The following is a 25,073-nucleotide window of genomic DNA, read 5'->3' as shown; positions in this document are numbered from 1 at the left end:
TTTTCCGCCTTTTTTTCTGCATGTTCGGCGCCCATTCCGCTACGGCCTTCGGCACGCCACCAGAAGCGCCGCCGAAGACCCCTGCTTCACCTTACTTGGCCACCGGCATCGTGAACTCCGCACCCTTGGCGATACTGTCGGGCCAACGTTGCATGATGCTCTTGTAGCGGGTGTAAAACCGCACGCCTTCTTCACCATACGCGTGATGGTCGCCGAAGAGAGACTTCTTCCAGCCACCAAAGGAATGCCACGCCATCGGCACCGGAATCGGAACGTTGATGCCTACCATGCCGATCTGGATCTGGCGCGAGAATGCGCGAGCGACACCGCCATCCGACGTAAACAGCGATACGCCGTTAGCAAACTCGTTGGCGTTGATCAGCTCCACCGCGGACGCAAAATCCGGCACGCGTACTACGCAGAGCACGGGTCCAAAAATCTCTTCGCGATAAATCTTCATGTCGGTCGAGACATCGTCGAACAAGGTGCCGCCGAGAAAGAAGCCCTTCTCGTGACCGCTCACCTGATGGCCTCGGCCATCCACGACCAGCTTCGCGCCCGCCGCGACGCCGGAGTCGATATAGCCCACCACTTTCTCGCGATGCACCGCCGTGACCAACGGCCCCATCTCGGCATCCGACTCCATGCCGTTAAGAATCTTCAGGCTCTTCACGCGCGGTGTGAGCCGTTCGACCAGCTCATCGGCGATATGCCCGACGGCGACGGCCACCGAAATCGCCATGCAACGCTCGCCCGCCGAACCGTACGCCGCGCCGATCAGAGCGTCGACTGCCTGATCGAGATCCGCGTCCGGCATCACCACCAGATGATTCTTCGCCCCGCCCAAAGCCTGCACACGCTTGCCGTGCTTCGTGCCTTCCGTGTAAATGTATTCGGCGATCGGCGTCGAACCCACAAACGACAATGCGCTCACGTCCGGATGCACGAGCAGCGCATCGACCGCGACCTTGTCGCCGTGCACGACGTTGAAGACGCCATTCGGCAAGCCTGCCTCTCTCAACAATTCCGCGAGACGGTTCGAACAGGAGGGATCACGCTCCGACGGCTTCAGCACGAACGTGTTGCCGCACGCAATCGCGACGGGGAACATCCAGCACGGCACCATCATCGGGAAATTGAACGGCGTAATGCCGGCCACCACGCCGAGCGGTTGACGCAGATTCCAGTTGTCGATGCCGCCGCCGATCTGATCCGTGAAGTCGGTCTTCAACAGATTCGGAATGCCGCATGCGAACTCGACGATTTCGATGCCGCGCATCACTTCGCCTTTCGCATCCGAAAACACCTTGCCGTGCTCCCGCGTGATCAGCTCGGCGAGTTCGTCGTGGTGACGGTCGAGCAGTTCCTTGAACTTGAACAGGACACGCGCCCGTTTGAGCGGCGCGGTTTCGCTCCAGGCGGGAAAGGCGTCTTTGGCCGCGGCGACGGCCGCATCCACTTCGGCGACGCTCGCGAGCGGCACGCGGGCGCTCACGCTGCCTTGCGCAGGATTGAAGACGTCGCCGAAGCGCCCGCTCGTACCTTCGACGGTCTTGCCGTTGATGAAATGCGTAAGCGCATTCGCGCTCGTCGCGCTGCGCACGGCTTCGTCCTGATATGTCTCGCTCATGTCGTCCTCTTTCCTGTGAAGTCTTCCGCCCCGGCGCCTGCGGCTTGATCAAGGCGTGCTGAAGGTGAAGCGTACGGCGCTTCGGGTCGACAAATCCAATGAGTAATGCTCAACTGCGTTATAAGGCGCGTTAATATCAGAATATGGATCTGACTCTGCTCCGGGCCTTCGTCACTGTGGCGCGCGAGGGCAACCTCACGCGCGCCGCGGTGCAGCTTCACCTGACCCAACCCGCCGTCAGCCTGCAAATCAAGCATTTGCAGGAGACGCTCGGCGTGACGCTATTCACGCGGACTTCGCACGGGCTCTCGCTGACCCGCGACGGCCAGGCGCTGCTGCCTCATGCCGAACGCGCGCTCGGCGCGGCGAGCGACGTGCAGCGCGCGGCGCAATCGCTGCGCCACGAAGTGCGCGGACGATTGCGCATCGGCACGATTCTCGACCCGGCGTTTCTGCGCCTCGGCGGCTTTCTGAAGCAACTCGTGGAAACCTGGCCGCGTATCGAGACGGCCTTGCGCCACGGCATGTCGGGCTGGGTGCTGGAGCAGGTTCGCGCGGGTGAACTCGACGTCGGTTACTACATCGGTTTGCCGTCCGAAGACGAACCGCGCGACGGCCCCGCCTTTCACGCCGTCACGCTGACTCACTTCCAGTACCGCGTACTCGCGCCCGCCGGCTGGAAAGACCGCGTCAAGGGCGCGCGCGACTGGCGCTCGCTCGCTGCCCTGCCGTGGATCTGGACGCCGCCCGCGTCGGCGCATAACCGCTTGTTGTCGCGCTGCTTCGACGAAGCCGGCGTGAAGCCAATCAAGGTGGCGGAAGTGGATCAGGAGCCCTCCATGCTGGATCTCGTCAAGTCAGGCGTGGGTCTCACGCTCGCGCGCGACGCCACCGCGATCGCCGAAGCGCATGCGCACGCGCTCACCATCGTCGAAGGTGTGACGGTGCCGACTCAGCTCAGCTTCATCACGCTCGCGCAACGCAAGGAGGAACCGGCGATTGCGGCCGCGCTGAAGTTGATCGAGCAGCAATGGGCGACGTAAGAAGCACGCGAATGGCGGTGGTGCAAAGCGATATGCCGTCAGCCTCAAAGAGCGCCAGGCGCGCGATATGAGCCGCTCTCATGACAGCCCGGAACGGCGCGCTCCTCGCGGCGGCCTTCCTGCGCAGCGCCCTCGCTGGACCCCGGCGATGAACACCCGCTGAACCCGATCACCCGCCGCGTCCTTGCGCCCCACATCTGAAACCACACCGTCACGCAGTTTTTGTTAGATTGAGGCTTCGCGCTCACGCGCCGGCCCCGCATTGTTTCCCGTTCCGCCTGACTTTGTCCTTCCCGGCAGCTTCGCCCCGGCAACACCGGAAGCCGCCGACCACTCCATCCCTCGACAGGAGCCTGACATGGCACGCAACATTGAAATCAAAGCCCGCGCCCAGCATTTCGAGCAACTTCGCGAGCGCGCGGCGCAGCTCGCGCCGGACGCGCCGCTGATCTTCCGCCAGCAGGACTTTTTCTACGACGTACCGCGCGGCCGCCTGAAGCTGCGCCAGTTCGACGACGGCACGCCGGCCGAGCTGATTTTTTACCAGCGCGACGACCGTGACGGCCCGAAGGCGTCTTATTACACGCGCAGCCCGGTGACCAACCCGGAAGCCATGCACGCGCTGCTCGCCACCGCGCTGACCACGCGTGGCATCGTCACCAAGGAACGGCATGTGTACTTGACCGGGCGCACGCGGATCCATCTGGACCGGGTGGACGGTCTGGGCGATTTCGTCGAACTCGAAGTCCTGCTTGCCCAGGACGACGACGAAGAAGGTGGCCACGCCGAAGCCCATGCCATGTTCGCCACGCTCGGCGTGCCGGAATCGGATCTGGTGGCCGTGGCCTACGTCGATCTGTTGAGCCCGGACAGCGAGCCGAAGCAAGCGGCGTAGTACCGGACGCGCCGCGGGCTACGGGCCGCGAACCGCGGGCGAAGTCCGCGCGAGCGCCGCCGCGCCCCTGCTGCCGCCGCATCAGGCGGCGGCTGTTCCCGGCGACAGATGGCCGAGCGGCAACGGCCCGTTGCGCTTGAAGGTGGTGAGCACGATATTCGAACGCACGCTATCGACGCCCGGCACGCGCATCAGCTTCTTCATGACGAACGTCGACAGATAATTCAGATCGGGAGCGACGATGCGCAACAGATAGTCGGCGTCGCCCACCACGGCATGGCACTCCAGCACTTCAGGCAGCACGTCGATCTGCTGCTGGAATTGCTCGATGATCGAATCGCCGTGGTGCTTCAACTTCAGACTGGTAAACGCCGTGACGCCGAGCCCGAGCTTTTCCGGCCGCAGCACGACGCGATAGCCGTCCACCACACCCGCCTGCTCCAGACGCTGCAAACGCCGCCCAATCTGCGACGGTGACAGCGGCACCTGCTCCGCCAGTTGCTGATGCGTTGCCCGGCCGAAGCGCTGCAGCACCTCCAGCAGCGCGAGATCGAAGTGATCCAGTTCTAACATGAAGAATACCCGCATTGAATAGTCGTTTCATGCACGATTATTGCATATCTCTGCATTAAAGCGCCAATATTGCGCCCTTTGCGCGCAGCCGCCGCTCTACACTTGAATCACCGATTCACCCCTGCCGGCCTCGTAGAGCGCTGCATCATGTCCACCGCCAATACCGCCAAACTGCAAGAGCAATTCGACGCCGGCCTCAAAACCCGTGCCGATTTCACCATCGATCAACCGACCGAACGCTACGGCGCGGTCGACCACGCCGTGTGGCAACAGCTTTATGCGCGCCAGACGGCGCTGCTCACAGGGCGCGTGTGTGACGAGTTTCTGGCGGGCGTCGAATGCATCGGCATGCCGGCCGACCGGGTGCCCTCCTTCGACGAGATCAATGCAAAGCTCACGCCCGCCACCGGTTGGCGGATTGTCGCCGTGCCCGGCCTCGTGCCGGACCAGGTGTTCTTCGAACATCTGGCCAATCGCCGCTTTCCCGTGACATGGTGGATGCGCCGGCCCGATCAACTCGATTACCTGCAGGAACCGGATTGCTTTCACGATCTGTTCGGCCACGTGCCGCTGCTGATCAACCCCGTGTTCGCCGACTACATGCACGCATACGGCCGCGCCGCGCTCGCGGCCAACGACGCCGGCGCCCTGCCGCTGCTTGCGCGTCTTTACTGGTACACCGTGGAGTTCGGCCTGATCCGCGACGCGGCAAGTCCGAACGGCGTGAAGATCTATGGCGCGGGCATCGTGTCGAGCAAGGGCGAAACGCTCTACAGCCAGCAGAGCGCCGCGCCGAACCGGCTCGGCTTCGACCTTGAACGCGTGATGCGCACCCGCTACCGGATCGACACATTCCAGAAAACCTACTTCGTGATCGACGACTTCGCGCAGTTGTTCAACGTGGCGCAAACCGATTTCGCGCCGCTGCTGGCGAGGCTCGCCGCCGAACCGGCATTCGCGGCCGGCGACGTCCTCGAACACGATCGCGTCATGACACGTGGATCGCGCGAAGGCTGGCTGGCGGACGGCGACATCTGACAGGCAACACCGGGCAGGCCGGCAGCGAGCGGGCAGCATCCGTGAAAAAATAGCGGATGCGCACGTCCACCGGCGTGCCTGTCCCGATTGAATGAGGTAGCACCATGGTTCACAAACTGACTTCCGAAGAACGCGCCACCCAGATCGCCGCGCTGCATGGCTGGCAAGCCGCAACGGGCCGCGACGCAATCCAGCGCCAGTTCGAGTTCGCGGATTTCAACGAAGCATTCGGCTTCATGACGCGCGTGGCGATCAAGGCGCAGGAAATGGATCACCATCCGGAATGGTTCAACGTGTACAACAAGGTGGAAATCACCCTTTCGACTCACGAGGCCAACGGCCTGACCGAACGCGACATCAAACTGGCTGAATTCATCGACAGTATTACGGCGTAATACAAACGAACAGGTAGGGTTCAGACGCGTTGATGGGCCGCATACCGAATAATTCGCCGGCACTGAAAGGGCATTGCAGGTAATCCCTTGTCGAAACCTTCAGTTCTACAGGCTATTCTTAAGCTGCACGTAAGAATCCCACGCCAGCTTCGCGGCCCCGTCCAATCGATCCGGTGATAGCGTGTGCTGACGCTGTACAATCATCAACGCATACGGCTTGGAGAGCGCGCTTGCCTCCTTGCACAGAACGAGTTCGTCGCCGCTCGAAGGTGAGCGGGTGCGCCAGAAGTTGATCGCGGCTTCCAGTTCGTGAATGCTTATCTCGGACATGACTTCGTGATCGCTCTCAAGAAAACGCCGGCCCGTCCCAAGTTTTCTTGCCCCTCGGGGAGACTGGCGCGAAGCGACAGATCCCGGGGCGCTGAGCAGGCGCTTCGAGAGTTCTCGATGCCTGCTTCGTGGCCGCTTCTTCGTGTCAGTCCGGTACGGCCACGCCGCACGCTGCCTGTGCAGCAGGCGCCCCGGCGAACCGCTTGCCCAAACGCCTAACCCATTGTACTTGAGCGAAATCCATGCGACTCCTTCTGATCGAAGATGACCGCCCCATCGCACGCGGCATCCAAAGCAGTCTCGAACAAGCCGGCTTCACCGTCGACATGGTCCACGACGGCATTTTCGCCGAACAGGCCCTGACGCAAAATCGCCACGAACTGGTGATCCTCGATCTGGGGCTGCCCGGCATCGACGGCATGACGCTGCTCTCGCGTTTCCGTCAGAGCAATCGTCACACGCCGGTGATCATCCTCACCGCGCGCGACGAGTTGAACGACCGCGTACAAGGCCTGAATTCCGGCGCCGACGACTACATGCTGAAGCCGTTCGAACCCACCGAACTCGAAGCGCGCATTCGCGCGGTGATGCGCCGCAGCGGCCCGCACGGCGACATGCCGCGCCCGGAAGTGTCGCTGGGCGGTGTGCGCCTGTCGGGCGTCGATCGCCGCATTTTCAACGACGACAAGCCGCTCGAACTTTCGCCGCGCGAATTCGCCGTGCTCGAAATGCTGCTGTTGCGTCATGGCCGCGTGGTCAGCAAGGCGCAACTGCAAGACCACCTGACGCATTTCGGCGGCGACCTCGGCGACACCGCGATCGAAGTCTACGTGCACCGGGTCCGCAAAAAGCTCGAAAGCTGCCGTGTCGAGATCGTCACGGTGCGTGGCTTCGGTTACCTGTTGCAGGAAATCCGCCAGGCCGCATAATCGCCATGAAGGCCGCAAACCGCATTGCGGCCTGACGGCGCCGGGCCGGCGCCGCGCACTCGGTGCGCAAGTCGCCGGCATCCGGCGGCATTTTGCGGTGCTTGCGCCGTTTGCCCTTTTCCCGTGCGTTCGATCATGCCCCAGCCGGCCGCCAATAGTCTGCGCCGCACGCTGCTGCGGCGCCTCGCTGCTCCCCTTTCGCTGCTCGCGCTGATGAGCGGCCTGATCGCTTACTGGCTGGCGTGGCAGTACACGCAGCACGTGGTCGACCGTTCGCTCGCCGATCTCGCCACCGCGATCTCCAAACAGATCCAGATTGCCGGCGCGGACGCCAGAGTCACCGTGCCGCCGCTCGCCCAAGCTATGTTCTCGGATCCGGTGGAACACCTCGTCTACCGGATCAGCACCGGCGAAACCGAAATCGCCGGCGACCGCAACCTCCCGCTGCAAGGCACGAGCGTGCGCCGCATGCATTACGCGTACGTATTCGAAACGCAGCATCAGGGCGTGACGGTGCGGGTGGCGCAGGTTCGGGTCGATCAGCCGACCGGCAATCCGATCGTCGTCGAAGTGGGTCAGCCGGTGCACCACCGGTTCCGTATCGCCGCCGAGTTTCTGGTCGCGATCATGATGCCGCTGCTGTTGCTGCTGCTGGCTGGCTGGGTGATCGTGTGGCGCGTGGTCAATCAGCAGCTCAATCCCCTGACCGATCTGGCGGACTCGCTGAACCGGCAAACCCACACGTCGCTCGAACCGGTCGACGAAACCTATGTGCCGGTCGAAATCCGGCCGTTGACGGGCGCGCTGAATGCGCTGCTCGGTCGTCTGAAAACAGCGCTCGACGGCCAGCGCAAATTTATCGCCGACGCCGCGCATCAACTGCGCACGCCGCTCACCGCCGTCAAGCTGCATGCGGAGCAGGCTGCGGTTGCACGCGACCCGCAGCAAACGCTGGCCGCGGTGCGTGAATTGCGCGCCGCAGCCGACCGCGCGGTGCGTCTCTCGAATCAACTGCTTTCTCTCGCGCGCGCCGAGCCGGGTGAACAGGCAGCTCGCTTCGTCAACGTCGATATGGCCGCGCTCGCATTCGATACCGGCGCGGAATGGGTGCCGCGCGCGTTGACGTTCCACGTCGACCTCGGCTTCCAGCGTCTGGACGATCCGACCAACGGCGAGCCGTTGATGGCGCGCGGCAATCCCGTGCTGCTGCACGAAGTGATCGCCAATCTGCTGGATAACGCACTCAAGTATGTGCCGCCGTCGCGCTTCGATGGCGGACGCATTACGGTGACGGTGTCGCAAACGGTGGTCGACGAACTGCGCATGGCGGAGATCGTCGTCGAAGACAACGGACCGGGCGTGCCGCGCAATCAGCAAGCCGATCTCTTCAAACGGTTTTTCCGCGGCGACGGTCAGAGCGATGCCGGCGTGGATGGCGGCGCCGGCCTTGGCCTCGCGATCGTTCACGACATCATGGTGCTGCATCACGGCAGCGTGCATTACGAAGACGCACCGGAAGGAGGCGCACGTTTCATCGTGCGCATTCCACTCGTGCCGATCAGCGTGCAAAGTGACGTGGCGCCCGAACCTCGGCGGCCGGCGAAAAAAACGGCGCACTCGGCGCCGGTGGATATCTAACGGTTCAAATGCTCGCCGGGCGGCCTGGGGCGTTCACATGGGTGAACGCCCCAGGCCGCCCGCATGTCATTTCTTCTTCGCTTTCTTCACGGTCGTCCCGGCCTTTTTGGCCGATTTCCCGGACTTGCCCGCGCCCTTCTCCTTCTCCTTCTCAGGCGGCGCCAGCATCGTGCCGCGGCACTTGCGCGCGCCGCAACGGCATTCATATTCCTTCTTCAGTTTCTTGGTCTGACGCGCGTCGATGACGAGGCCGTAGTCATAAAAGACTTCCTCGCCTTCCGCGATATCGCGTAACGCGTGCACATACACGTGACCGTCGATTTCTTCGGCTTCGCAGTTCGGCGCGCAGGAATGGTTGATCCAGCGTGCGCTATTGCCGTTCACTTTGCCGTCGATCACCTTGCCGCTGTCGAGCGCGAAATAGAACGTGTGATTTGGCTCCGCCGGATTGTGCGGATGACGGCGCAGCGCTTCTTTCCAAGAGATCCGCTCGCCCTTGTATTCGATCAGCCGCTCGCCGGCCGCAATCGGTTCGAGGGCAAACACGCCTTTGCCGTGCACACCCGAACGGCGCACGGCGATCCTGCGTGAACTCATTGAATGAATCCTTGTGAAGAACTTGAGGGTGAAGGTCGGCAGCTATCAGCAATGCCCGCGTCTGGCGCGCTGCTTTTTTCTGACGCGCATAGCAAACGCGGCGCCTTGCGAGCGCCGCGTCGATCTGCGACGCTCATGCGCCACAACCGGCATCGTACACGCTCACGGCGGCTTCCTTCAACCGTCAAAAAGACGCGCACCTATGACGGCTCGCCAACTTCACCGTTGTCCGAACGAAATGTCGCCGAACAGTGCCTTTTGCTCGCGCGGTTGGGAGCGCCAGTACTGCGGCGGCGCTTCGACCGTCGCGCCCAGTTGCGCCGCGGCGTGCCACGGCCAACGCGGGTTGTACAGCAACGCGCGAGCCAGCGCGATCAGGTCCGCTTCGCCGGCTTCGATCAGTTGCTCGGCGTGCAACGGGTCGGTGATCAGACCCACGCCAATGGTGGTAAGGCCGGTGGCCTCCTTGACCGCCTTCGCGAACGGAATCTGATAGCCCGGTTCAAGCGGAATCTTCTGCAACGGCGAGACGCCGCCGGACGACACGTCGATCCAGTCGCAGCCGCGCTTTTTCAACTCCTGCGCGAACGCAATCGTATCCTCGAGCGTCCAGCCGCCTTCCACCCAGTCGGTGGCCGAGACACGCACGCCGACGGGTTTGTCGGCGGGAAATGCGGCGCGCACGATATCGAAGATCTCAAGCGGAAAGCGCATACGGTTTTCACGCGAACCGCCGTAGTCGTCGTCGCGCTGATTGGCGATCGGCGAGAGGAACTGATGCAGCAGATAGCCGTGCGCGGCATGCACTTCCAGTCCGTCGATGCCGAGCCGCGCGGCGCGCCGCGCCGAAGCCGCGAATGCTTCACGGATCCGGTTCAGCCCGGGTACGTCGAGCGCCAGCGGTGGTTCTTCTCCCGCCTTGTGCGGCAACGCGGACGGCGCGTGCGGCAGCCATCCGCCTTGCGACACCGGAATCAGCTGGCCACCCTCCCAAGGCACATGGCTCGATGCCTTGCGCCCGGCGTGCGACAACTGCATCGTCACCTTGATGTGCGAATGCTTGCGAATCGCGGCGAGCACAGGTTCGAGCGCGGCTTCGGTGACGTCGTCCCACAGGCCGAGATCGCCGGGTGTGATACGTCCGTCCGGCTCGACCGAAGTCGCCTCGATGAATAGCATGCCGGCACCGGACAACGCCATGCTGCCGAGATGGATCATGTGCCACGCCGTTGCCTCGCCGCGATCGGCGGAATACTGGCACATGGGGGACACGACGATACGATTGGGAAGCGTCACGCTACGCAGCGTGAGCTGTGAAAAAAGCGCGCTCATGGATTACGCCCAGTAAAAACCCAAGAGCGACCGAGCATAGCACCGCAATGGATTTACTGCAGGCGCGCGCCTTTCAGGGTTTCGCCTCGACTTGATCCAGCCATTCGCCGAACATCCGGCACGCAGCGGCTTCGAGCGCCGGACCGAACTGCGCGGTCTCGGCCCGCAACTGGCGCGCGTCGATACCGTGACCCGCAAGCTCGCCGGCGTTGCCGATCAGCCAGGGTTCGAAACGATCGGTGCGAATCTCCGGATGACACTGCAAACCCAGCACGTGGCCGCCCCACGCGAACGCCTGGTTTTCGCACGCGGGCGTCGACGCGAGACGCGTTGCGTTGTCAGGTAAATCGAAAGTGTCGCCATGCCAATGCAGCATGGAGGTGTGCGCGCTATCGAGATGGCGCACCGGCGAAGCGCGACCGGCATCGGTCAGCGTCAGCGGTGTCCAACCCAGTTCCGTGCGACCCGCGGGGTAGACACGGGCACCGAGCGCACGCGCAATCAACTGTGCGCCAAGGCAGATGCCGAGTGTCGGCAAACCGGCCGCTATGCGTTTCTCGATCATGGACAGCAGCGGCACGAGCGTCGGGTAATGCGCGTCGTCGGTTGCGCTGATCGGGCCGCCGAGCACCACCATCAATGATGCGGCGACAGGGTTCGGCGCCTCGATGCGGGCAAAGCCGACATCGAGATAGCGGACCGGGCGCCCGCGCTCGCCGAGCACCAGCTCAAGACTGCCCAGATCCTCGAAGTGCACGTGGCGAATGGCCAGAACTTCGCGATTCATCGGCCTGTCCCACCTTCAGGTTGACTAAAGACTTGCCGCCACGCGGCGCCGGGCGACCGGCAGGCAGCCTGTGCCACCCGCCGGAGCCGGTTCGCAGTGTAGCGGATTGTCCCGGAAGAAGCCGCCTTATTGGGCGAAGATCTTCCAGGTCTTCTTCTGGGTGGCGACGTCGGCAGTCTCATACACCGAGCAATCAAGGCGCAGATCCGTATCCGACATCTTCAGATCGAGCAACGCGCAATGATGCGGCGTCTTCTTCGGGTTCTTGCTCGGTTCGAAATGCGTGCAGCTCAGACACATGCGGTGCGGCGGAATGGTGCCTTGCGCTTCCAGCTGATGAACGGTCTTGAGCAACGTGCGGTAGAACACGGCCTGCTCGTCTTCACGCAGCGTGCCGACCGCCTTGGCCAGAAAGTCCGGCCATTGCGCGGCGCGCTTCGCAGCCGTACGGCCACGAGCCGTCAGACGGACCGCGAGCGCGCGGCCGTCGTCCAGCGCACGGCGCTTTTCGACCAGTCCTTTGGTCTCGAGCGTGCTGACTGCATCGCTGGTCGTCGCGGCGGTAAGGGCCGTTTCACGGGCAATTTCGCCGAGACGCATCGGGCCTTTGCGCTGCATCAGCAGAACCAGAATTTCGCCCTGGGTCGGCGTCAGGCCAGCGCCTTCCGCCCATTCCCAAGCCTGGCTGCGCATCGCCGTGCTCAATCGCAATAGGCTGTGGGTCACCCGCCCGGTCGCCTGTTCTCCGTATACGCCTTCGCTCATAATCTTCGATTGGTTTATTTACAGCTTGCGTGCGATTCCGGCGAAAACGCTCGCCGACATGCGCCCGTAGCCTGTGTGGGGTAGCCTCGCCCAACTGCGGACAAGACGGTTTTCTACTATCTCAAAAATTTACCGCCTTGCAAGGCAAAGCAGCGAAAACGACATTCTATGCGAGAGCGGCGAATCGTACAGCTAACTTATCCAATGCAAGCTGTGGATAACCCCGGGAAAACGCAGGGACAGCTTGTGCGCCGATTCTTGATAAGCGGCGAGGCCTGCCTGTCCGTCCCGAAGTTGTCCTCGTATACCGGCGCCGACGCGCCCTCGATCAGCTCGGTTATGGTTTACGCAGCGCCTTGACTTTGCAGGGAATTATTCAGTTGTCCACAGGCCGACGCAATGCTTGTTAACTACTACTACGTCTGTATACGCTAACTTTAAAAAACCTAAGACAAGCCGAGCTGGAAATTTAATTTATGGAAAAAAACCCGCTCGAAGCGGGTTTCCTTACGATTTGCCGTGAGGCATCCCGTCTCCGGCTAGGCGCGCCACTGCAAACACTGTTGCCTGACGGCTTCGTGCAGGGACTTTTCCCGTTCGACGACACCGCGCAACCAGGTTGCATCGTTGACCTGGCTGCGGGCAATCGCACCGATTTCGGCCAGCGCATTGCCCGAACCCAACGCTTCGGCATGCGGAGCGATCCGATCCAGCGTCTCGAGAATGTCTTCGGAAATCGTCTTGCGCTCGCCCGTCTGCGGATTGATACAGGTGCCGGCAAGACCAAACCGGCATGCTTCGAAACGATTGAAGGTATAGACGAGGTAGTCGTCTTCCTTTGGCACGATCGGCTTGTCGAGCAACAGATGCCGGGCCAGCGTCTGGATGTAGCAGGCAATCGCCGCGGCGCGATCCACCGATAACGGCGTGTCCATCACGCGCACTTCGATCGTGCCGAAACCGGGCTTCGGCCGAATGTCCCAGTAAAAATCCTTCATGCTGTTGACCACGCCGGTGTGAACCATCTTCGAGAAATATTCCTCGAAACTGTCCCACGTCAACACGAACGGCGCGCGGCCCGACAACGGGAACGCGAACACGGAATTCAGTCGTGCCGAATGAAAACCGGTGTCGACACCCTGCACGAACGGCGACGATGCCGACAAGGCAATGAAGTGCGGAATGAAACGCGACATTGAATGCAGCAGATAGAGCGCGCTGTTCGGATCCGGGCAGCCGATATGCACGTGCTGGCCGAACACCGTGAATTGCTTGGCGAGATAGCCGTACAACTCGGACAGGTACTGAAAGCGCGGTGTATCGACGATCTGCCGCTCGCTCCATTGCTGGAACGCATGCGTGCCGCCGCCGCACAAGCCGACGTTCAGATGATCCGCGGCGGAAACCAGAGTGTCGCGAATCTTGCGCAAGTCGGCGACGGCTTGCTCATGCGTCGTGCAGATGCCGGTCGACAGCTCGATCATGCTTTCGGTGATTTCCGGCGTGATGTTGCCGGGGATCTTTTCGTCCTTGATGAGACGCAGCAGATCCGTGCCGGCTTTGGTCAGATCATAGTCGTGCGTGTTGACGATCTGCATTTCGAGTTCGACACCGAAGGTGAACGGTTTCGAATCGATGAAGGGTTCGAGTGACATGGCGTCCCCTAAGTCAGGTCGGCCGGGTGTGGGTCACGTGCCCGGCCGTTTTTGAATCGAATGTGAATCGGTTAAAGCGTAACGAGCGTCGAGTTTCGAGCCGCGCGATGCGCTGATTGGCGCGCTTACTCTTCGCGCCGCTCGGCCACGAGCGCGAGACTGCGATAGACGAGCCACGGCCCGAGAATCTGCAGCACGAAAATGGAGCACATCACGATCGCCCGCAGTTGCGGATCGAAGTTCGGATACAGGTTGTACGTATCGTCGACCAGCAGATAAGCGAGTGCCGACATTGGCGATAACGATAGACCGAGCGCCATGCCCTGCTTCCAGTTCAAACCGCTCGGCTTGGCGAAGGCCAGCACGCCGACCAGTTTCGCCACGAGACGCGCAACAATCAGACCCAACGCCGCGACACCGCCGAGCGCAATGTCTTTCCATTCGAACGACGTCAGCGTGAGCACGAACAGAATCACGGTCAACAACCAGCCGGCCGTGCCGAAATGCTGCGGCCACAACTGCGGACGCGCTTCATGATTCTTCACGATGATGCCGGCGGCCAGCAACGCGAGAATGGTCGACAGCTTGAACAGATGCGCCACCGCGATGGCCAGCAGCACCAGGCCGAACAGCGCGACAAACGAATGCTCGTCCTGCATGTTCAAACGGCGATAAAAGAACGTGCAGGTGCGCGCGAGCAGATAGGCGAGCACGAGCGAGCCGACCAGCAGATAAAGCGGCTGCAAAATGGTCGCGAATACGTTGCCGTACGCTTCCTGATGCAGCCAGCTCGACACGAGCTTTTCGATCACCACGGCGTACATGCTGTTCAACGCGGTCAAGGTCAGCAAACGCTGGGTCACCTGGCCTTCCGCGCGCAACTCGGTTTTCAGCTGAATCACCATGGCCGGCGAAGTCGCCATGGCAATCGCGGCGAGCACCGTGGCCACCATCAGCGGCACGTTCAGGAACAGCAAAACCGGCAAAACCAGCGCAAAGGTCAGCGTGGCTTCGGCCACGCTCGACAGAATCAGCCACGGATTGCGACGGATCCAGCGCAAATCAAGCCGGCTGCCGAGTTCGAACAGCAGCAAACCCAGCGCGACGTCGAGCAACGGCCGCGCGGCGCTCGCGGAATCCGCGTCGATCACACCCGACCCGGCGGCGCCGGCAACCAGGCCAATCACCGCATAGCCGGAAATGCGCGGCAAACGCCACGCGCGATAACAGAGCTCACCGCACAGACCGGCGGCAAGCAAGGCGAGACCAGCCCAAAAAATGGCGTCGGGTGAAAGCGGCCAGGCTGGAAAAAATGAAAACGCCGAATTCATCGTGATGGGTTCTCCTTTGCAGCAACGGCGGACGACACGAACCGGCGCAAAACACCGGCGAGCGGGTGGGCGCATGAAGCGCTCACTGTCGCGATCGCTTCGCATGACCAGCGTTGCGAGTTTTCAACGATCGGATGATCTGAATGCGCTGCAGCCGCAGCGAGCCTGACGCATTCGGGGTGCGGCCGTAGCAAACCGGCACGGTGAAAGAACGCCGTCGACTTTGAATCAGATTCTGATTGAGCGGCACCGTTCCGTTTGCTGCGTGTGCCGCCGTAGAGGCAAGGCACGACGCGGAAAAGAACGGCGATTGTGCCATAGCTTTTTCAGCCTCGACCGAAAAGACACGAACATGCTGGCAAAACGGTAAAAACGTACGTTATCTCGCCGACATGAGGAAAAAGCGACCGTTTTGGGCCCGAATTCAGCCGCGTGCGCGGATAGTTTGAACACGGTTGATGTGTTTTTCGGGACATAGAGGCGGCGAAGTTTTGCCGCGCGTTGTGGGGCCGCGGCTACGCCGACAAGCTTCGCTCCAGCCACGGCTTTGCTGTTTACAGGTTTACCGTATGTATACGTAGTAACAGTTAACAAGCTGCCTCGGTTTCTGTGGATAAGTCCGGTTTACCGAAACGAATCATCGGCTTGCCGACCGCATAACCGGATGCACAGCGTGTGCGGGAGCGGAGGGTATACGGGGGCAACTTTTTGCGATTTTCGGCGGAGGCCAAGTTACCCCGTTTACGTCCACAACGGTTCCACATGAGTTGCGCGGGTAAACGGTACGGTTATCCACAAGTTTCAGTGGATAACTCACCGGGCAAGTTTGCCGGGACGCCCGCGGTTAACACACCGTTAACCCGCTGTCCCTTGACGCAATGCGCGTAATAGGAAACGCGCGGGATCGATGTCTTCAGCCAGATCCCGCTCGAGCGGCCATGGTTCGCCTTCCAGTTGCGACGCGATCAGTTCCGCGCCGAGCGCGGCCCACACCAGCCCACGCGAACCATAGGCAAATGCGCCGTACAGGCCGTCCGTGCGCGGCAGATCGAGCGGCCATGCGCCGCGCAGACGCTGAGCGTCGCGCGCCGCGAGCGTTTCGTCGGCGAGCTGGCCTATCATCGGCATGCGGTCGCTGGTGACGCAACGGAACGCGACACGTCCAGCCAGCGCGGCCGGCTCGGCGCGCTCGACCACGCCCGCAAACGCCGGCAGCATCTGCGCGACGCGCTCGAGGTTTTCCAGATGGCCGCTCGCCCGCAGCGAAGTGTCGGGGTCGTCGAGTTCGTAAGTGGCGCCCGTCAGCGTGACGCCGTCGGCAAGCGGTACCGCGTAGCCTTCGCCGATCACCGGCATTTCGAGCGGCGGCTGCACCGCGCCGGCCGGCAGCAAGGTGAGTTGGCCGCGAATGCTGCGGGTCGGCGCGTGCTGCAGACCGGCGATGCGCGCGGCGTCGTGAGCGCTCGCGACGATCACCACGGGCGCCCGCGCGACCGCCTGCCCCGCAGTGTCGAACACGGTCCACTGAGCGCCAGACCGCTCGATCCGTGCGACGTCTACAGCGAAGCGGCGTTCGAGCAACTCATCGGCGGCGGCGCACTGAGCGGCGCAGAGCGACGCCGGGTCGATCCAGCCGCCGTGCGCGAAGAACCAGCCGCCGCGCGCGAGCGGCATGCCGGCGAGCCGCTGAGCTTCGGCCGGCGACACGGGCCGCACGTAGTCGGACGGATAACCCGATGCAGCGATCGCATGACTGATCGAGCGGGCTTCCTCGTCGTCCGCGGCGATCTGCAGCAGGCCCTGACCGCCGCGCGAGAGCCCGGGACCGCGCTGTTCGAGCGCGGCCCAGCGCCTGAGCGAATACAGAAAGCCGGCGCGCGTGACGCGCGAGGCGACGCTGTCGTCGCGCGAAATCATCGGATGGAACACGCCGGCGGGATTGCCCGATGCGTCCTGCGCCACCGAAGCATGCCGTTCGAGCGACGTGACGCGCCAGCCGCGCGCGGCAAGCCGTTCGATCACCGCACAGCCCGCGAGCCCTGCGCCGATCACCACGGCATGCCGTTCGTCGAGCGCGAGCGGTGCGGGCGGCTCATGACGCCGCACGCGCCAGCGCGGGGCGAAGTGGCCGACCAGCATCGCGCGTTTCCAGCCGAAGCCGTCCACCTTGCGGTATTCGAAGCCGCACTGCGTCAACGCCCGTTTGATGTCGCCGGCGCTGCTGTAGGTGGCGAGGGTGGCGCCCTCGCCCGCCAGCCGCGCGAGCGCCTTGAAGATTGCCGGCGTCCAGAGTTCGGGATTCCTGGCCGGCGCGAAGCCGTCGAGGTAAAACGCGTCGGCGCGCAGCCTCAGCGCCGGCAGGCTGTCCTGCGCGTCGGCGAAAACGAGCGTGAGCACGACGCGCCCTTCTTCGAATTCGAGCCGATGGGTGCCGGGAACGAGCATCGGCCACGCATTTGCGAGCGTTTGAGCGAGGCCCGCAATCTCCGGATCGGAAATCGTCGCCGCAATCACTTTGCGTAAATCGCTGGCGGTAAACGGATGCTTCTCGGTCGAGACGAAATGCAGCCGCTCGCAGCGCGATGAGTCGGCGCGCCACGCGGCCCAGGTCATCAGAAAATTGATGCCCATGCCGAAGCCGGTTTCGAGCACGGTGAAAATGCGGCGGCCCTGCCACCGCTCGGGTAGCGCATTGCCGCGCAGGAAAACATAGTGAGCCTGTTCGAGGCCGCCCACGGCACTGTGATAGATGTCGTTGTAAAGCGGCGAAAAAGGCGTGCCATTGTCGCGAAAGGCGAGGACGGCGGGAATCAGCGGATCAGTCATGCGCGACGGAAAATGACGCTCGGAAAGATGCCCCCAGAGCCTGCCGTTTCCCGACAGGACCCCCGAGGGGGTGAGAAAATTCGGACCGGCCCGGCGTTCTCGCACGCGGGTCGAAGGTTGCCGCCCGCGCGTGCAGCTCGCCGGACGGCGGAAAAGACGCGCCGAACGTTGGCAAAAACCAACGCCAGGCCCCGTCCGTACTGGGTTTCAGCCCTCGGTTGGGGTTGCCGGGAGCAAAAATGGCAGTTTCGTTGCAATATCCGCTTCGTCACCGCGCAATTCTTCGAAACCCTTATCCTGATTGGGTTTGCGCTGCGCTATCATAGCAAGCGCCGCGAAGGGAGCGGCAGCTCGGCCGACGGACGCTTATCTGTCCGGCGCGATTGGTCCGGAGGGGATCCGGAGCCGGAGCTGCTCGACGGCGCGGCCCGCGCACGTATAATCGGCGCGTTCGCGCTGTTCGTGTCAACCTAAACTCAGAAAGGAACCTTAATGAACAAACAGGAACTGATCGACGCCGTCGCAGGACAGACGGGCGCCAGCAAGGCTCAAACCGGTGAAACGCTGGACACGTTGCTTGAAGTGATCAAGAAGTCTGTGTCGAAGGGTGATGCGGTCCAGTTGATCGGCTTCGGCAGCTTCGGTTCGGGCAAGCGCGCAGCACGTACGGGTCGTAACCCCAAGACCGGCGAAACTATCAAGATCCCGGCCGCCAAGACCGTCAAGTTCACGGCTGGTAAGGCGTTCAAGGATGCAGTCAACAAGCGCTAAGCAGACTACTGCCAGGCAGTTGACACCCGCCAACGGCGGGTTTTTTTTCGCCTGCGCGTTCTTTGTCCGCGCACGGCGCAACGGATAGCGGCGACGAGCGTCGCGGCTATCTCGCCGTTAGGCTAAGCCGCTCAGTCGTGGCGATGCACGATTTCACCGTGGCCATGACCGTCGTGATCGTGGTCATGATGGTTGTGATCGTGGTCGTGGTCGTGGTCGTGGTCGTCTTCGTCGAAGTCCCAGGCCGGGAACGGATCGGCGAGCTTTTCCCAAGCCTGCGGTCCCTGCGCGTATTCGTCCTCGGTCAGCAGACACGCGTCGAACTTCGCCTGCCAGACAGCGGGGTCGATGCCGACGCCGATCATGACCAGTTCCTGACGGCGGTCGCCAATGCTCAGATCGTCCGGGTCGCCGTACCAGTCCGCGGCGATTTCGGCGGCCAGCTCGTCGTCGCCGTCGGGCCATTCGCTGCGGTCCTGAGCGGCCCACCACATGCCTGCCGGACCGTGGCGGCAAGCGCCGCCCGCCTGCGAGAGCGAACCGGCTATATCGTTGCGGGTGGCGAGCCAGAAGAAGCCTTTGCTGCGCAAAACGCCCTTCCACTCCTGATGCAGCAGCGCCCACAAGCGTTCCGGATGAAACGGCCGGCGCGCCCGGTAAATGAAAGTGCTGATGCCGAATTCATCCGCCTCACCGTGATGCGCATGGCCGTGCTCGTGGTCATGCTCATGATTGAGCGACGCCAGCCAACCCGGCGCGCTCGACGCCTCGTCGAAATCGAATCGGCCGGTGTTCAGCACTTGAGCAAGCGGCACGTCGCCGAAACGGGCGGCCACCTGCACCGCGCGCGGGTTGATCCGGCCGAGAATGCGCTGCAGGCGCGTGAGTTCGTCCGCGCTGACAAGGTCCGCCTTGTTCACCACCAACACGTCGCAGAATTCGATCTGCTCGATCAGCAATTCGACCAGCGTGCGGTCATCTTCCTCGCTCGCCGCGATACCGCGCTCGGCTAGCGCGTCGGCCGAGCCGTAGTCGCGCAGAAAGTTGAACGCATCGACCACCGTCACCATCGTGTCGAGCCGGGCGACGTCGGAGAGCGACGCGCCTTCGTCATCGACGAAAGTGAAGGTTTCCGCGATCGGCATGGGTTCGGCGACGCCGGTCGACTCGATCAGGATCGCGTCGAAGCGCTGCTCGGCAGCGAGGCGCTTGATCTCGACCCGCAGATCGTCGCGCAACGTGCAGCAGATGCAGCCGTTCGACAGTTCGACGAGCTGCTCCTCGACATGAGAAAGCGCAGCGGCATCGCGCACGAGCGCCGCATCGATATTGACGGCAGCCAGATCGTTGACGATCACGGCCACGCGCAAACCGGCGCGATTGGCGAGAATGTGATTCAGGAGCGTGGTCTTGCCGGCGCCCAGAAAACCGGAGAGCACGGTGACGGGCAATAGCGGCTGGTTCATCGCAGTACGGAAAGCTAAGGGATTGGAAGGCGTGCCGGGCCTCGCGCTGCATGACTGCGTGAGCTGCACGACGCGCGAGCCTCGACGGCAGCACGAAGCCGCATTGTGCATCAAAACGGGTGGTGGCCGCGCAATGGGCCGGATCAAGCCGGATTGGACCGCGCTAGTGCGCAGCCGGCATCAGATTCCACTTGCGCAGGATCGCGACGATCTGCTGCGCGTACTTGTCCCGCAATGCCGGCGTTTCGGAGTGGTACGCGCCGATTGCCTGCCAGGTGTTGCCGTACTTGTTCATCTGGCGGCGCAGATGCCATGCCGCGATATAGACGTTCTTGCACGGCTCCATCAGCGTGCCTTGCGAGATACCGTACTGGGCGAGCGTGGGCAGATGGATCGAATTGATCTGCATGACGCCGTAGTCGATCGAGCCGTTGGCGTTTTTATGCTGTGCGTCGGGACGATTATGTGACTCTTGCCACGCGATTGCGCGCAGAATCAGGGGGTTGACCTTCTGATACTTCGCCGCTTCGTCAAAGCAATCGGCGCGCGCGGACCCTGCTGCTATCAGCACGGCGAGTCCTGCGGCGAAGGTGACGAAGGGACGATTCATCGGTCAAGACCACTAAGTAAAGCGCAAGAGTAAGGTTGGGCAAGAGACCGCGTCGGCCATACTTCAGCCGCTGACAGCCGCCGAGCCACGCCAGCCGGGTGTGCGCCGGACATCGGGAAAACCCGCGTCAGCAACCCGCAACCAGGGACTCGAACGGCTCGTATCATACCGGCAGGCGAACCTCCGTCAAGTTGGCTAACCGACATAAATGCGTAGAAAACGAAGCCTTTTCTCGCTCATCAAGACCCATTTCATTAGCTTTCAAATGCTTGACAAAAGGGGCGGAACTTTAGAGGAATCGCATGGCGCAGTCTGTTTTGTGACAAATCCGACATGAAAAACTGGTACTGTTCATTTTTTTCGGGCATCGGGCGGCGGGCAGCGAGGGCGGTAATCGCTCGCGAGGCCGGCCGGCAGACCGACAGGGCGGCGGCCTGCTCCCATGTCCGCACAGCATGACAGTCGGCGGCTGCGGCCGTCGGCATCAATACCCTATTTCATGAGAAGAAATCGTATGGCTTTGCGTCGCGTCGCAACGGCGCTGCTGGTGGCTGGTTTGATCACCGCGCAGACAGCACAGGCTCAGGTGACACTCAACTTCGTCAACGCCGACATCGACCAGGTGGCCAAGGCGATCGGCGCGGCAACCGGCAAAACGATCATCGTCGACCCGCGTGTGAAGGGTCAGCTGAATCTGGTGTCGGAAAATGCCGTGCCTGAAGATCAGGCGCTGAAGACCTTGCAGTCCGCTTTGCGCATGCAGGGCTTCGCGCTCGTGCAAGACCACGGCGTCCTGAAAGTGGTGCCCGAGGCCGATGCCAAGCTGCAAGGCGTGCCGACCTACGTGGGCAACGCGCCCACCGCGCGCGGCGACCAGGTGGTGACGCAGGTGTTCGTACTGAAGAACGAATCGGCCAACAATCTGCTGCCGGTGTTGCGCCCGCTGATCTCCCCGAACAATACGGTGGCGGCCTACCCCGCCAACAACACGATCGTCGTGACCGATTACGCCGACAACGTGCGGCGTATTGCGCAGATCATTGCCGGTGTGGATACGGCGGCGGGCCAGTCGGTATCGGTGGTGCAACTGAAGAACGCCAACGCGATCGACATCGCCACGCAACTCTCCAAGATGCTCGACCCGGGCGCGATCGGCAGCACCGACGCGACGCTGAAGGTCTCGATCACGGCCGACGCGCGCACCAACTCGCTGCTGATCCGCGCGTCGAACGGCGCGCGTCTCGCGGCGGCGAAGCAACTGGCGAAAGAACTCGATACGCCGACCACGATGCCCGGCAACATTCACGTCGTGCCGCTGCGCAACGCGGACGCGACGAGGCTCGCCAAGACTTTGCGCGGCATGTTCGGCAAAGGCGGCGAGACTGGCTCGTCGGCGACCTCGAACGATGCGAATTCGTTCAATCAGAACGGCGGCGGTGGGCTGGGCGGCGGCAATTCGACGGGCGCCTCGGGTACGCCGCCGCTGCCGTCGGGCGGTCTCGGCAGCAGCTCGATGGCCTCGCCGATGGGCGGCGCTGGCGGCGGCTACGGCGCGGGCGGCGGCGCCAATTCCGGCGGCCTGCTAGGTAACGAGAAGGAAAAGGGCGACGACAATCAGCCGGGCGGCATGATCCAGGCGGATGCCGCGACCAACTCGCTGATCATTACGGCGGCCGAGCCGGTGTACCGCAACTTGCGCGCGGTGATCGACCAGCTCGACGCACGGCGCGCTCAGGTTTATCTCGAAGCGTTGATCGTCGAGTTGAATTCGAATACGAGTGGCAATCTCGGCATTCAATGGCAGGTCGCGAACAATTCCATCTTTGCCGGTACCAATCTGCAGACCGGCAGCAGCAACAGCATCATCAATCTGACCGCGGCGGCCGCGGCGACCGGCGCCACGGGCGGTCTGGCCGGGGCGCTCGCCGGGCAAAGTCTCCAGCAGGGCCTCAACGTCGGCTGGATTCACAACATTTTCGGTGTGCAGGGACTCGGCGCGCTGCTGCAGGCGCTCTCGCAGACCGCCGATGCGAACGTCCTGTCGACGCCTAACCTCATTACGCTCGACAACGAGGAAGCCAAGATCGTCGTCGGCACCAACGTGCCGATCCAGACGGGTTCGTATTCGAACCTCACGAGCTCGACCGCGACCTCGGCGTTCAATACCTACGATCGCGTGGACGTCGGTCTGACGCTGCACGTCAAGCCGCAGATCACCGACGGCGGCATTCTCAGGCTGCAGCTCTACACCGAAGATTCGGCGATCGTCACCGGCACGAACAACGCCGCGACCAACCCGGCCGGCCCGGAATTCACCAAGCGTTCGATCCAGTCGACGGTGCTCGCGGACAACGGCGAGATCATCGTGCTGGGCGGCTTGATGCAGGATAACTACCAGGTCAGCAATAGCAAGGTGCCGCTGCTCGGCGATATTCCGTGGATCGGCCAGTTGTTCCGCTCGGAACAGAAGACCCGCAACAAGACCAACCTGATGGTGTTCCTGCGCCCGGTGATCATCAACGATCGTGGTACGGCTCAGGCCGTGACGTCGAATCGCTACGACTACATCCAGGGCGTGCAGGGCGCGTACAAGCAGGACAACAACCTGATGAAGGACAGCGACGATCCGGTGGTGCCGCCGATGCCGATCGGTCCGAGCCAGGGCGGTTCGCCCGAGATGAATCTGTTCGATATCGACAAGATGCGCCGGCAGAAGATGGCGCCGCCGCCCGCCAACGGCGGTGCGGTGACGAACGGCGCCGCGGCCACCAGCGGTGCGGCGACCACCAACGGCGCCGCCGCGCAGAGCAGTCCGGCCACCGTTGGCCCTGCCGTGCAGAGCAACCCCGTCACCGTGACGCCGTCCACCGCGTCGCCGGGAGTGCGGCCGTGAGCACGCCGTCGACGCCGCCGTCAGCGTCCGCTGCGCCGGCAGCAACGCGAGCCGGGGCAGCGGCACAAGCCGCCGCGATTCCGAATGCGGGCGTGACCGAGCATGCCGGGCGCGAGGCGCCGTCGGCGATCGCCGCGCGGCTCGTGCCCTACGGCTTTGCCCGCGCCGGCCAGATTCTGGTTGCGCACCAGCATGCGGACAGCCTCGAAGTCTGGATCAGCGAACGCACGAGCGACGCGGCGCTCTCCGAAGTGGCGCGTAACTTCGGCGCGGTGTCGATCGTGCGCGTGCCCGCCGACGAACTCGCGCAGGCGATCAACCAGGCGTATGCGCGCCAGGACGGCAGCGCCGCGCAGGTGGTCGGCGAAGTGGAAGGCGAAGTCGATCTCTCGCGCCTCATGCAGGACATTCCCGAGGTGGAGGATCTGCTGGAGTCGGAAGACGACGCGCCGATCATCCGCATGATCAACGCGTTGCTCACGCAAGCGGCGCGCGAGCAGGCATCGGATATTCACATCGAGCCGTTCGAGAATGCCTCTGTCGTGCGCTTTCGCGTGGACGGCACGTTGCGCGATGTGGTGCGCCCGAAGAAGGCGCTGCACGGCGCGCTGATCTCGCGGATCAAGATCATGGCGCAACTCGACATTGCCGAGAAGCGCCTGCCGCAAGATGGCCGCATCACGCTGCGCGTGGGCGGCCGCCCGGTCGACGTGCGGGTCTCGACGCTGCCGACCGGTCACGGCGAACGCGCGGTGCTGCGTTTGTTGGAGAAGGACGCGTCGCGTCTGAATCTCGAAGCACTCGGCATGGCGTCCGACACGCTCGTCAAGTTCGACAAGCTGATCGGCAGGCCGCACGGCATCGTGCTGGTGACCGGCCCGACCGGTTCGGGTAAAACCACCACGCTGTATGCGTCAATGTCGCGGCTCGAAACGGCGACCACCAACATCATGACGGTCGAAGACCCGATCGAATACGACCTGGCGGGCATCGGCCAGACGCAGGTCAACGAACGGATCGGCATGACCTTCGCGCGGGCGCTGCGCTCGATTCTGCGGCAGGACCCGGACGTCATCATGATCGGTGAAATCCGCGACCTGGAGACCGCGCAGATCGCGGTGCAGGCGTCGCTGACAGGCCACCTCGTGCTGGCCACGCTGCACACCAACGACGCGGCCTCCGCCGTGACACGTTTGACCGACATGGGCGTGGAGCCGTATCTGCTGGCGTCGTCGCTGCTCGGCGTGCTCGCGCAGCGGCTCGTGCGGCGCTTGTGTCCGGTGTGCCGCGAAGAGCGAGTGGAAGAAGACGGCAGCGTGCGCTGGCATCCGGTGGGTTGCGACCGGTGCGGCCACTCCGGCTACGCGGGACGTCGCGGCGTCTACGAACTGCTGCTGATCGACGACGACATCCGCACGCTGGTTCACCGCAACGCGGCCGACGCGGAAATCCTCGCGGCCGGCCGCGCGCAAGGCATGCGTACGCTGCGCGAGGACGCGGACCGCTGGCTCGCCTCCGGCCTTACATCGCTCGAAGAAGTGATCCGCGTCACGGGCGGAGCATAAGCGC

The 25,073-nt window shown here is 63.1% G+C and carries 22 protein-coding genes; 10 read left to right on the top strand and 12 right to left on the bottom strand.

The genetic code is table 11. From position 1 onward, the window contains the following. Positions 1 to 91 precede the first annotated feature (91 nt). Positions 92 to 1,630: a CoA-acylating methylmalonate-semialdehyde dehydrogenase gene (locus CJU94_RS05605; RefSeq protein ID WP_095417870.1), complete on the bottom strand. Its 1,539-nt coding sequence runs from the start codon at positions 1,628 to 1,630 to the stop codon at positions 92 to 94. 143 nt (positions 1,631 to 1,773) lie between these two features. Here CJU94_RS05605 and CJU94_RS05600 point away from each other — a divergent pair, with 143 nt between their 5' ends. Both CJU94_RS05600 and CJU94_RS05595 read left to right on the top strand, forming a co-directional pair. Next, positions 1,774 to 2,673 carry a LysR family transcriptional regulator gene (locus CJU94_RS05600; RefSeq protein ID WP_095417869.1) on the top strand — a complete coding sequence of 300 codons (900 nt, stop codon included), beginning with the start codon at positions 1,774 to 1,776 and terminating at the stop codon, positions 2,671 to 2,673. A 358-nt stretch (positions 2,674 to 3,031) separates the two neighbouring features. Next, the gene (locus CJU94_RS05595) at positions 3,032 to 3,568 is read left to right on the top strand and encodes a class IV adenylate cyclase (protein ID WP_095417868.1); all 537 of its coding nucleotides are present in this window, start codon (positions 3,032 to 3,034) and stop codon (positions 3,566 to 3,568) included. A gap of 81 nt (positions 3,569 to 3,649) precedes the next feature. Here the strand turns inward: CJU94_RS05595 and CJU94_RS05590 are convergent, their stop codons facing one another. Then, on the bottom strand, positions 3,650 to 4,141 hold the full coding sequence (locus CJU94_RS05590) for an Lrp/AsnC family transcriptional regulator (protein ID WP_095420233.1): 492 nt from the start codon (positions 4,139 to 4,141) through the stop codon (positions 3,650 to 3,652). A gap of 147 nt (positions 4,142 to 4,288) precedes the next feature. Here CJU94_RS05590 and phhA point away from each other — a divergent pair, with 147 nt between their 5' ends. Together phhA and CJU94_RS05580 are read left to right on the top strand one after the other, a co-directional pair. After that, on the top strand, positions 4,289 to 5,179 hold the full coding sequence (phhA, locus tag CJU94_RS05585; RefSeq protein ID WP_095417867.1) for a phenylalanine 4-monooxygenase: 891 nt from the start codon (positions 4,289 to 4,291) through the stop codon (positions 5,177 to 5,179). Between the two features lie 104 nt (positions 5,180 to 5,283). Continuing rightward, positions 5,284 to 5,574, top strand: coding sequence for a 4a-hydroxytetrahydrobiopterin dehydratase (locus CJU94_RS05580; protein WP_095417866.1), 291 nt, complete (start codon positions 5,284 to 5,286; stop codon positions 5,572 to 5,574). Positions 5,575 to 5,679: 105 nt separating this feature from the next. Here the strand turns inward: CJU94_RS05580 and CJU94_RS05575 are convergent, their stop codons facing one another. After that, a complete protein-coding gene (locus tag CJU94_RS05575; protein WP_095417865.1) occupies positions 5,680 to 5,904 on the bottom strand; it encodes a DUF3717 domain-containing protein in 225 nt (74 codons plus the stop codon). A 242-nt stretch (positions 5,905 to 6,146) separates the two neighbouring features. On the opposite strand from CJU94_RS05575, the gene CJU94_RS05570 reads away from it, so the two are divergent. Both CJU94_RS05570 and CJU94_RS05565 read left to right on the top strand, forming a co-directional pair. Next, complete coding sequence (locus CJU94_RS05570; protein ID WP_007180058.1) at positions 6,147 to 6,833, top strand: response regulator; 687 nt, start codon at positions 6,147 to 6,149, stop codon at positions 6,831 to 6,833. 135 nt (positions 6,834 to 6,968) lie between these two features. Then, entirely contained in the window at positions 6,969 to 8,471 is a 1,503-nt protein-coding gene (locus tag CJU94_RS05565; protein WP_095420232.1) for a sensor histidine kinase, read from the top strand. Positions 8,472 to 8,537: 66 nt separating this feature from the next. On the opposite strand, the gene CJU94_RS05560 is transcribed toward CJU94_RS05565, so the two are convergent. The 7 genes from CJU94_RS05560 to mnmC form a co-directional block, all read right to left on the bottom strand. Beyond that, positions 8,538 to 9,068: an SET domain-containing protein gene (locus CJU94_RS05560; RefSeq protein WP_095417864.1), complete on the bottom strand. Its 531-nt coding sequence runs from the start codon at positions 9,066 to 9,068 to the stop codon at positions 8,538 to 8,540. A gap of 219 nt (positions 9,069 to 9,287) precedes the next feature. Then, positions 9,288 to 10,400, bottom strand: a complete 1,113-nt coding sequence (locus tag CJU94_RS05555; protein ID WP_095417863.1) for an NADH:flavin oxidoreductase/NADH oxidase — start codon at positions 10,398 to 10,400, stop codon at positions 9,288 to 9,290. Positions 10,401 to 10,473: 73 nt separating this feature from the next. Beyond that, positions 10,474 to 11,187 carry a glutamine amidotransferase gene (locus tag CJU94_RS05550; RefSeq protein WP_095417862.1) on the bottom strand — a complete coding sequence of 238 codons (714 nt, stop codon included), beginning with the start codon at positions 11,185 to 11,187 and terminating at the stop codon, positions 10,474 to 10,476. A gap of 126 nt (positions 11,188 to 11,313) precedes the next feature. After that, positions 11,314 to 11,952 (bottom strand): MarR family winged helix-turn-helix transcriptional regulator, encoded by a 639-nt coding sequence (locus CJU94_RS05545; RefSeq protein WP_095417861.1) that lies wholly within the window; start codon positions 11,950 to 11,952, stop codon positions 11,314 to 11,316. 539 nt (positions 11,953 to 12,491) lie between these two features. Beyond that, on the bottom strand, positions 12,492 to 13,607 hold the full coding sequence (locus CJU94_RS05540; protein ID WP_095417860.1) for a YbdK family carboxylate-amine ligase: 1,116 nt from the start codon (positions 13,605 to 13,607) through the stop codon (positions 12,492 to 12,494). A 125-nt stretch (positions 13,608 to 13,732) separates the two neighbouring features. Next, a complete protein-coding gene (locus CJU94_RS05535) occupies positions 13,733 to 14,938 on the bottom strand; it encodes a cation:proton antiporter (RefSeq protein ID WP_095417859.1) in 1,206 nt (401 codons plus the stop codon). Positions 14,939 to 15,793: 855 nt separating this feature from the next. Beyond that, a complete protein-coding gene (gene mnmC / locus CJU94_RS05530; protein WP_095417858.1) occupies positions 15,794 to 17,764 on the bottom strand; it encodes a bifunctional tRNA (5-methylaminomethyl-2-thiouridine)(34)-methyltransferase MnmC2/FAD-dependent 5-carboxymethylaminomethyl-2-thiouridine(34) oxidoreductase MnmC1 in 1,971 nt (656 codons plus the stop codon). Positions 17,765 to 17,932: 168 nt separating this feature from the next. On the opposite strand from mnmC, the gene CJU94_RS05525 reads away from it, so the two are divergent. Together CJU94_RS05525 and CJU94_RS05520 are read left to right on the top strand one after the other, a co-directional pair. After that, entirely contained in the window at positions 17,933 to 18,238 is a 306-nt protein-coding gene (locus CJU94_RS05525; RefSeq protein ID WP_157763720.1) for a hypothetical protein, read from the top strand. Positions 18,239 to 18,256: 18 nt separating this feature from the next. Then, the gene (locus tag CJU94_RS05520; protein WP_006050811.1) at positions 18,257 to 18,535 is read left to right on the top strand and encodes an HU family DNA-binding protein; all 279 of its coding nucleotides are present in this window, start codon (positions 18,257 to 18,259) and stop codon (positions 18,533 to 18,535) included. Between the two features lie 131 nt (positions 18,536 to 18,666). Here the strand turns inward: CJU94_RS05520 and CJU94_RS05515 are convergent, their stop codons facing one another. Beyond that, positions 18,667 to 20,001 carry a GTP-binding protein gene (locus CJU94_RS05515; RefSeq protein ID WP_095417856.1) on the bottom strand — a complete coding sequence of 445 codons (1,335 nt, stop codon included), beginning with the start codon at positions 19,999 to 20,001 and terminating at the stop codon, positions 18,667 to 18,669. 163 nt (positions 20,002 to 20,164) lie between these two features. Then, on the bottom strand, positions 20,165 to 20,611 hold the full coding sequence (locus tag CJU94_RS05510) for a lytic transglycosylase domain-containing protein (protein ID WP_095417855.1): 447 nt from the start codon (positions 20,609 to 20,611) through the stop codon (positions 20,165 to 20,167). Between the two features lie 514 nt (positions 20,612 to 21,125). Between CJU94_RS05510 and gspD the strand changes: the two genes are divergently transcribed. Both gspD and gspE read left to right on the top strand, forming a co-directional pair. Next, positions 21,126 to 23,504 carry a type II secretion system secretin GspD gene (gene gspD / locus CJU94_RS05505; RefSeq protein ID WP_095417854.1) on the top strand — a complete coding sequence of 793 codons (2,379 nt, stop codon included), beginning with the start codon at positions 21,126 to 21,128 and terminating at the stop codon, positions 23,502 to 23,504. Beyond that, the gene (gspE, locus tag CJU94_RS05500; protein ID WP_095417853.1) at positions 23,501 to 25,069 is read left to right on the top strand and encodes a type II secretion system ATPase GspE; all 1,569 of its coding nucleotides are present in this window, start codon (positions 23,501 to 23,503) and stop codon (positions 25,067 to 25,069) included. The genes gspD and gspE overlap by 4 nt, the downstream gene beginning before the upstream one ends. Positions 25,070 to 25,073 lie beyond the last annotated feature (4 nt).

The sequence above is a fragment of the Paraburkholderia aromaticivorans genome, from assembly GCF_002278075.1.
Classification (GTDB): Bacteria; Pseudomonadota; Gammaproteobacteria; order Burkholderiales; family Burkholderiaceae; genus Paraburkholderia; species Paraburkholderia aromaticivorans.
This window is presented reverse-complemented; position numbering and strand designations above follow the sequence as displayed.

What these genes read in the sequence shown, in the direction of transcription:
- CJU94_RS05555 (WP_095417863.1), bottom strand. Translation starts at nt 10,400, where the DNA reads ATGAGCGCGCTTTTTTCACAGCTCACGCTGCGTAGCGTGACGCTTCCC.
- CJU94_RS05520 (WP_006050811.1), top strand. Translation starts at nt 18,257, where the DNA reads ATGAACAAACAGGAACTGATCGACGCCGTCGCAGGACAGACGGGCGCC.
- CJU94_RS05550 (WP_095417862.1), bottom strand. Translation starts at nt 11,187, where the DNA reads ATGAATCGCGAAGTTCTGGCCATTCGCCACGTGCACTTCGAGGATCTG.
- CJU94_RS05565 (WP_095420232.1), top strand. Translation starts at nt 6,969, where the DNA reads ATGCCCCAGCCGGCCGCCAATAGTCTGCGCCGCACGCTGCTGCGGCGC.
- CJU94_RS05590 (WP_095420233.1), bottom strand. Translation starts at nt 4,141, where the DNA reads ATGTTAGAACTGGATCACTTCGATCTCGCGCTGCTGGAGGTGCTGCAG.
- gspD (WP_095417854.1), top strand. Translation starts at nt 21,126, where the DNA reads ATGGCTTTGCGTCGCGTCGCAACGGCGCTGCTGGTGGCTGGTTTGATC.
- CJU94_RS05595 (WP_095417868.1), top strand. Translation starts at nt 3,032, where the DNA reads ATGGCACGCAACATTGAAATCAAAGCCCGCGCCCAGCATTTCGAGCAA.
- CJU94_RS05535 (WP_095417859.1), bottom strand. Translation starts at nt 14,938, where the DNA reads ATGAATTCGGCGTTTTCATTTTTTCCAGCCTGGCCGCTTTCACCCGAC.
- CJU94_RS05515 (WP_095417856.1), bottom strand. Translation starts at nt 20,001, where the DNA reads ATGAACCAGCCGCTATTGCCCGTCACCGTGCTCTCCGGTTTTCTGGGC.
- CJU94_RS05580 (WP_095417866.1), top strand. Translation starts at nt 5,284, where the DNA reads ATGGTTCACAAACTGACTTCCGAAGAACGCGCCACCCAGATCGCCGCG.
- CJU94_RS05575 (WP_095417865.1), bottom strand. Translation starts at nt 5,904, where the DNA reads ATGTCCGAGATAAGCATTCACGAACTGGAAGCCGCGATCAACTTCTGG.
- mnmC (WP_095417858.1), bottom strand. Translation starts at nt 17,764, where the DNA reads ATGACTGATCCGCTGATTCCCGCCGTCCTCGCCTTTCGCGACAATGGC.
- CJU94_RS05605 (WP_095417870.1), bottom strand. Translation starts at nt 1,630, where the DNA reads ATGAGCGAGACATATCAGGACGAAGCCGTGCGCAGCGCGACGAGCGCG.
- CJU94_RS05545 (WP_095417861.1), bottom strand. Translation starts at nt 11,952, where the DNA reads ATGAGCGAAGGCGTATACGGAGAACAGGCGACCGGGCGGGTGACCCAC.
- CJU94_RS05540 (WP_095417860.1), bottom strand. Translation starts at nt 13,607, where the DNA reads ATGTCACTCGAACCCTTCATCGATTCGAAACCGTTCACCTTCGGTGTC.
- CJU94_RS05510 (WP_095417855.1), bottom strand. Translation starts at nt 20,611, where the DNA reads ATGAATCGTCCCTTCGTCACCTTCGCCGCAGGACTCGCCGTGCTGATA.
- CJU94_RS05570 (WP_007180058.1), top strand. Translation starts at nt 6,147, where the DNA reads ATGCGACTCCTTCTGATCGAAGATGACCGCCCCATCGCACGCGGCATC.
- phhA (WP_095417867.1), top strand. Translation starts at nt 4,289, where the DNA reads ATGTCCACCGCCAATACCGCCAAACTGCAAGAGCAATTCGACGCCGGC.
- CJU94_RS05600 (WP_095417869.1), top strand. Translation starts at nt 1,774, where the DNA reads ATGGATCTGACTCTGCTCCGGGCCTTCGTCACTGTGGCGCGCGAGGGC.
- CJU94_RS05560 (WP_095417864.1), bottom strand. Translation starts at nt 9,068, where the DNA reads ATGAGTTCACGCAGGATCGCCGTGCGCCGTTCGGGTGTGCACGGCAAA.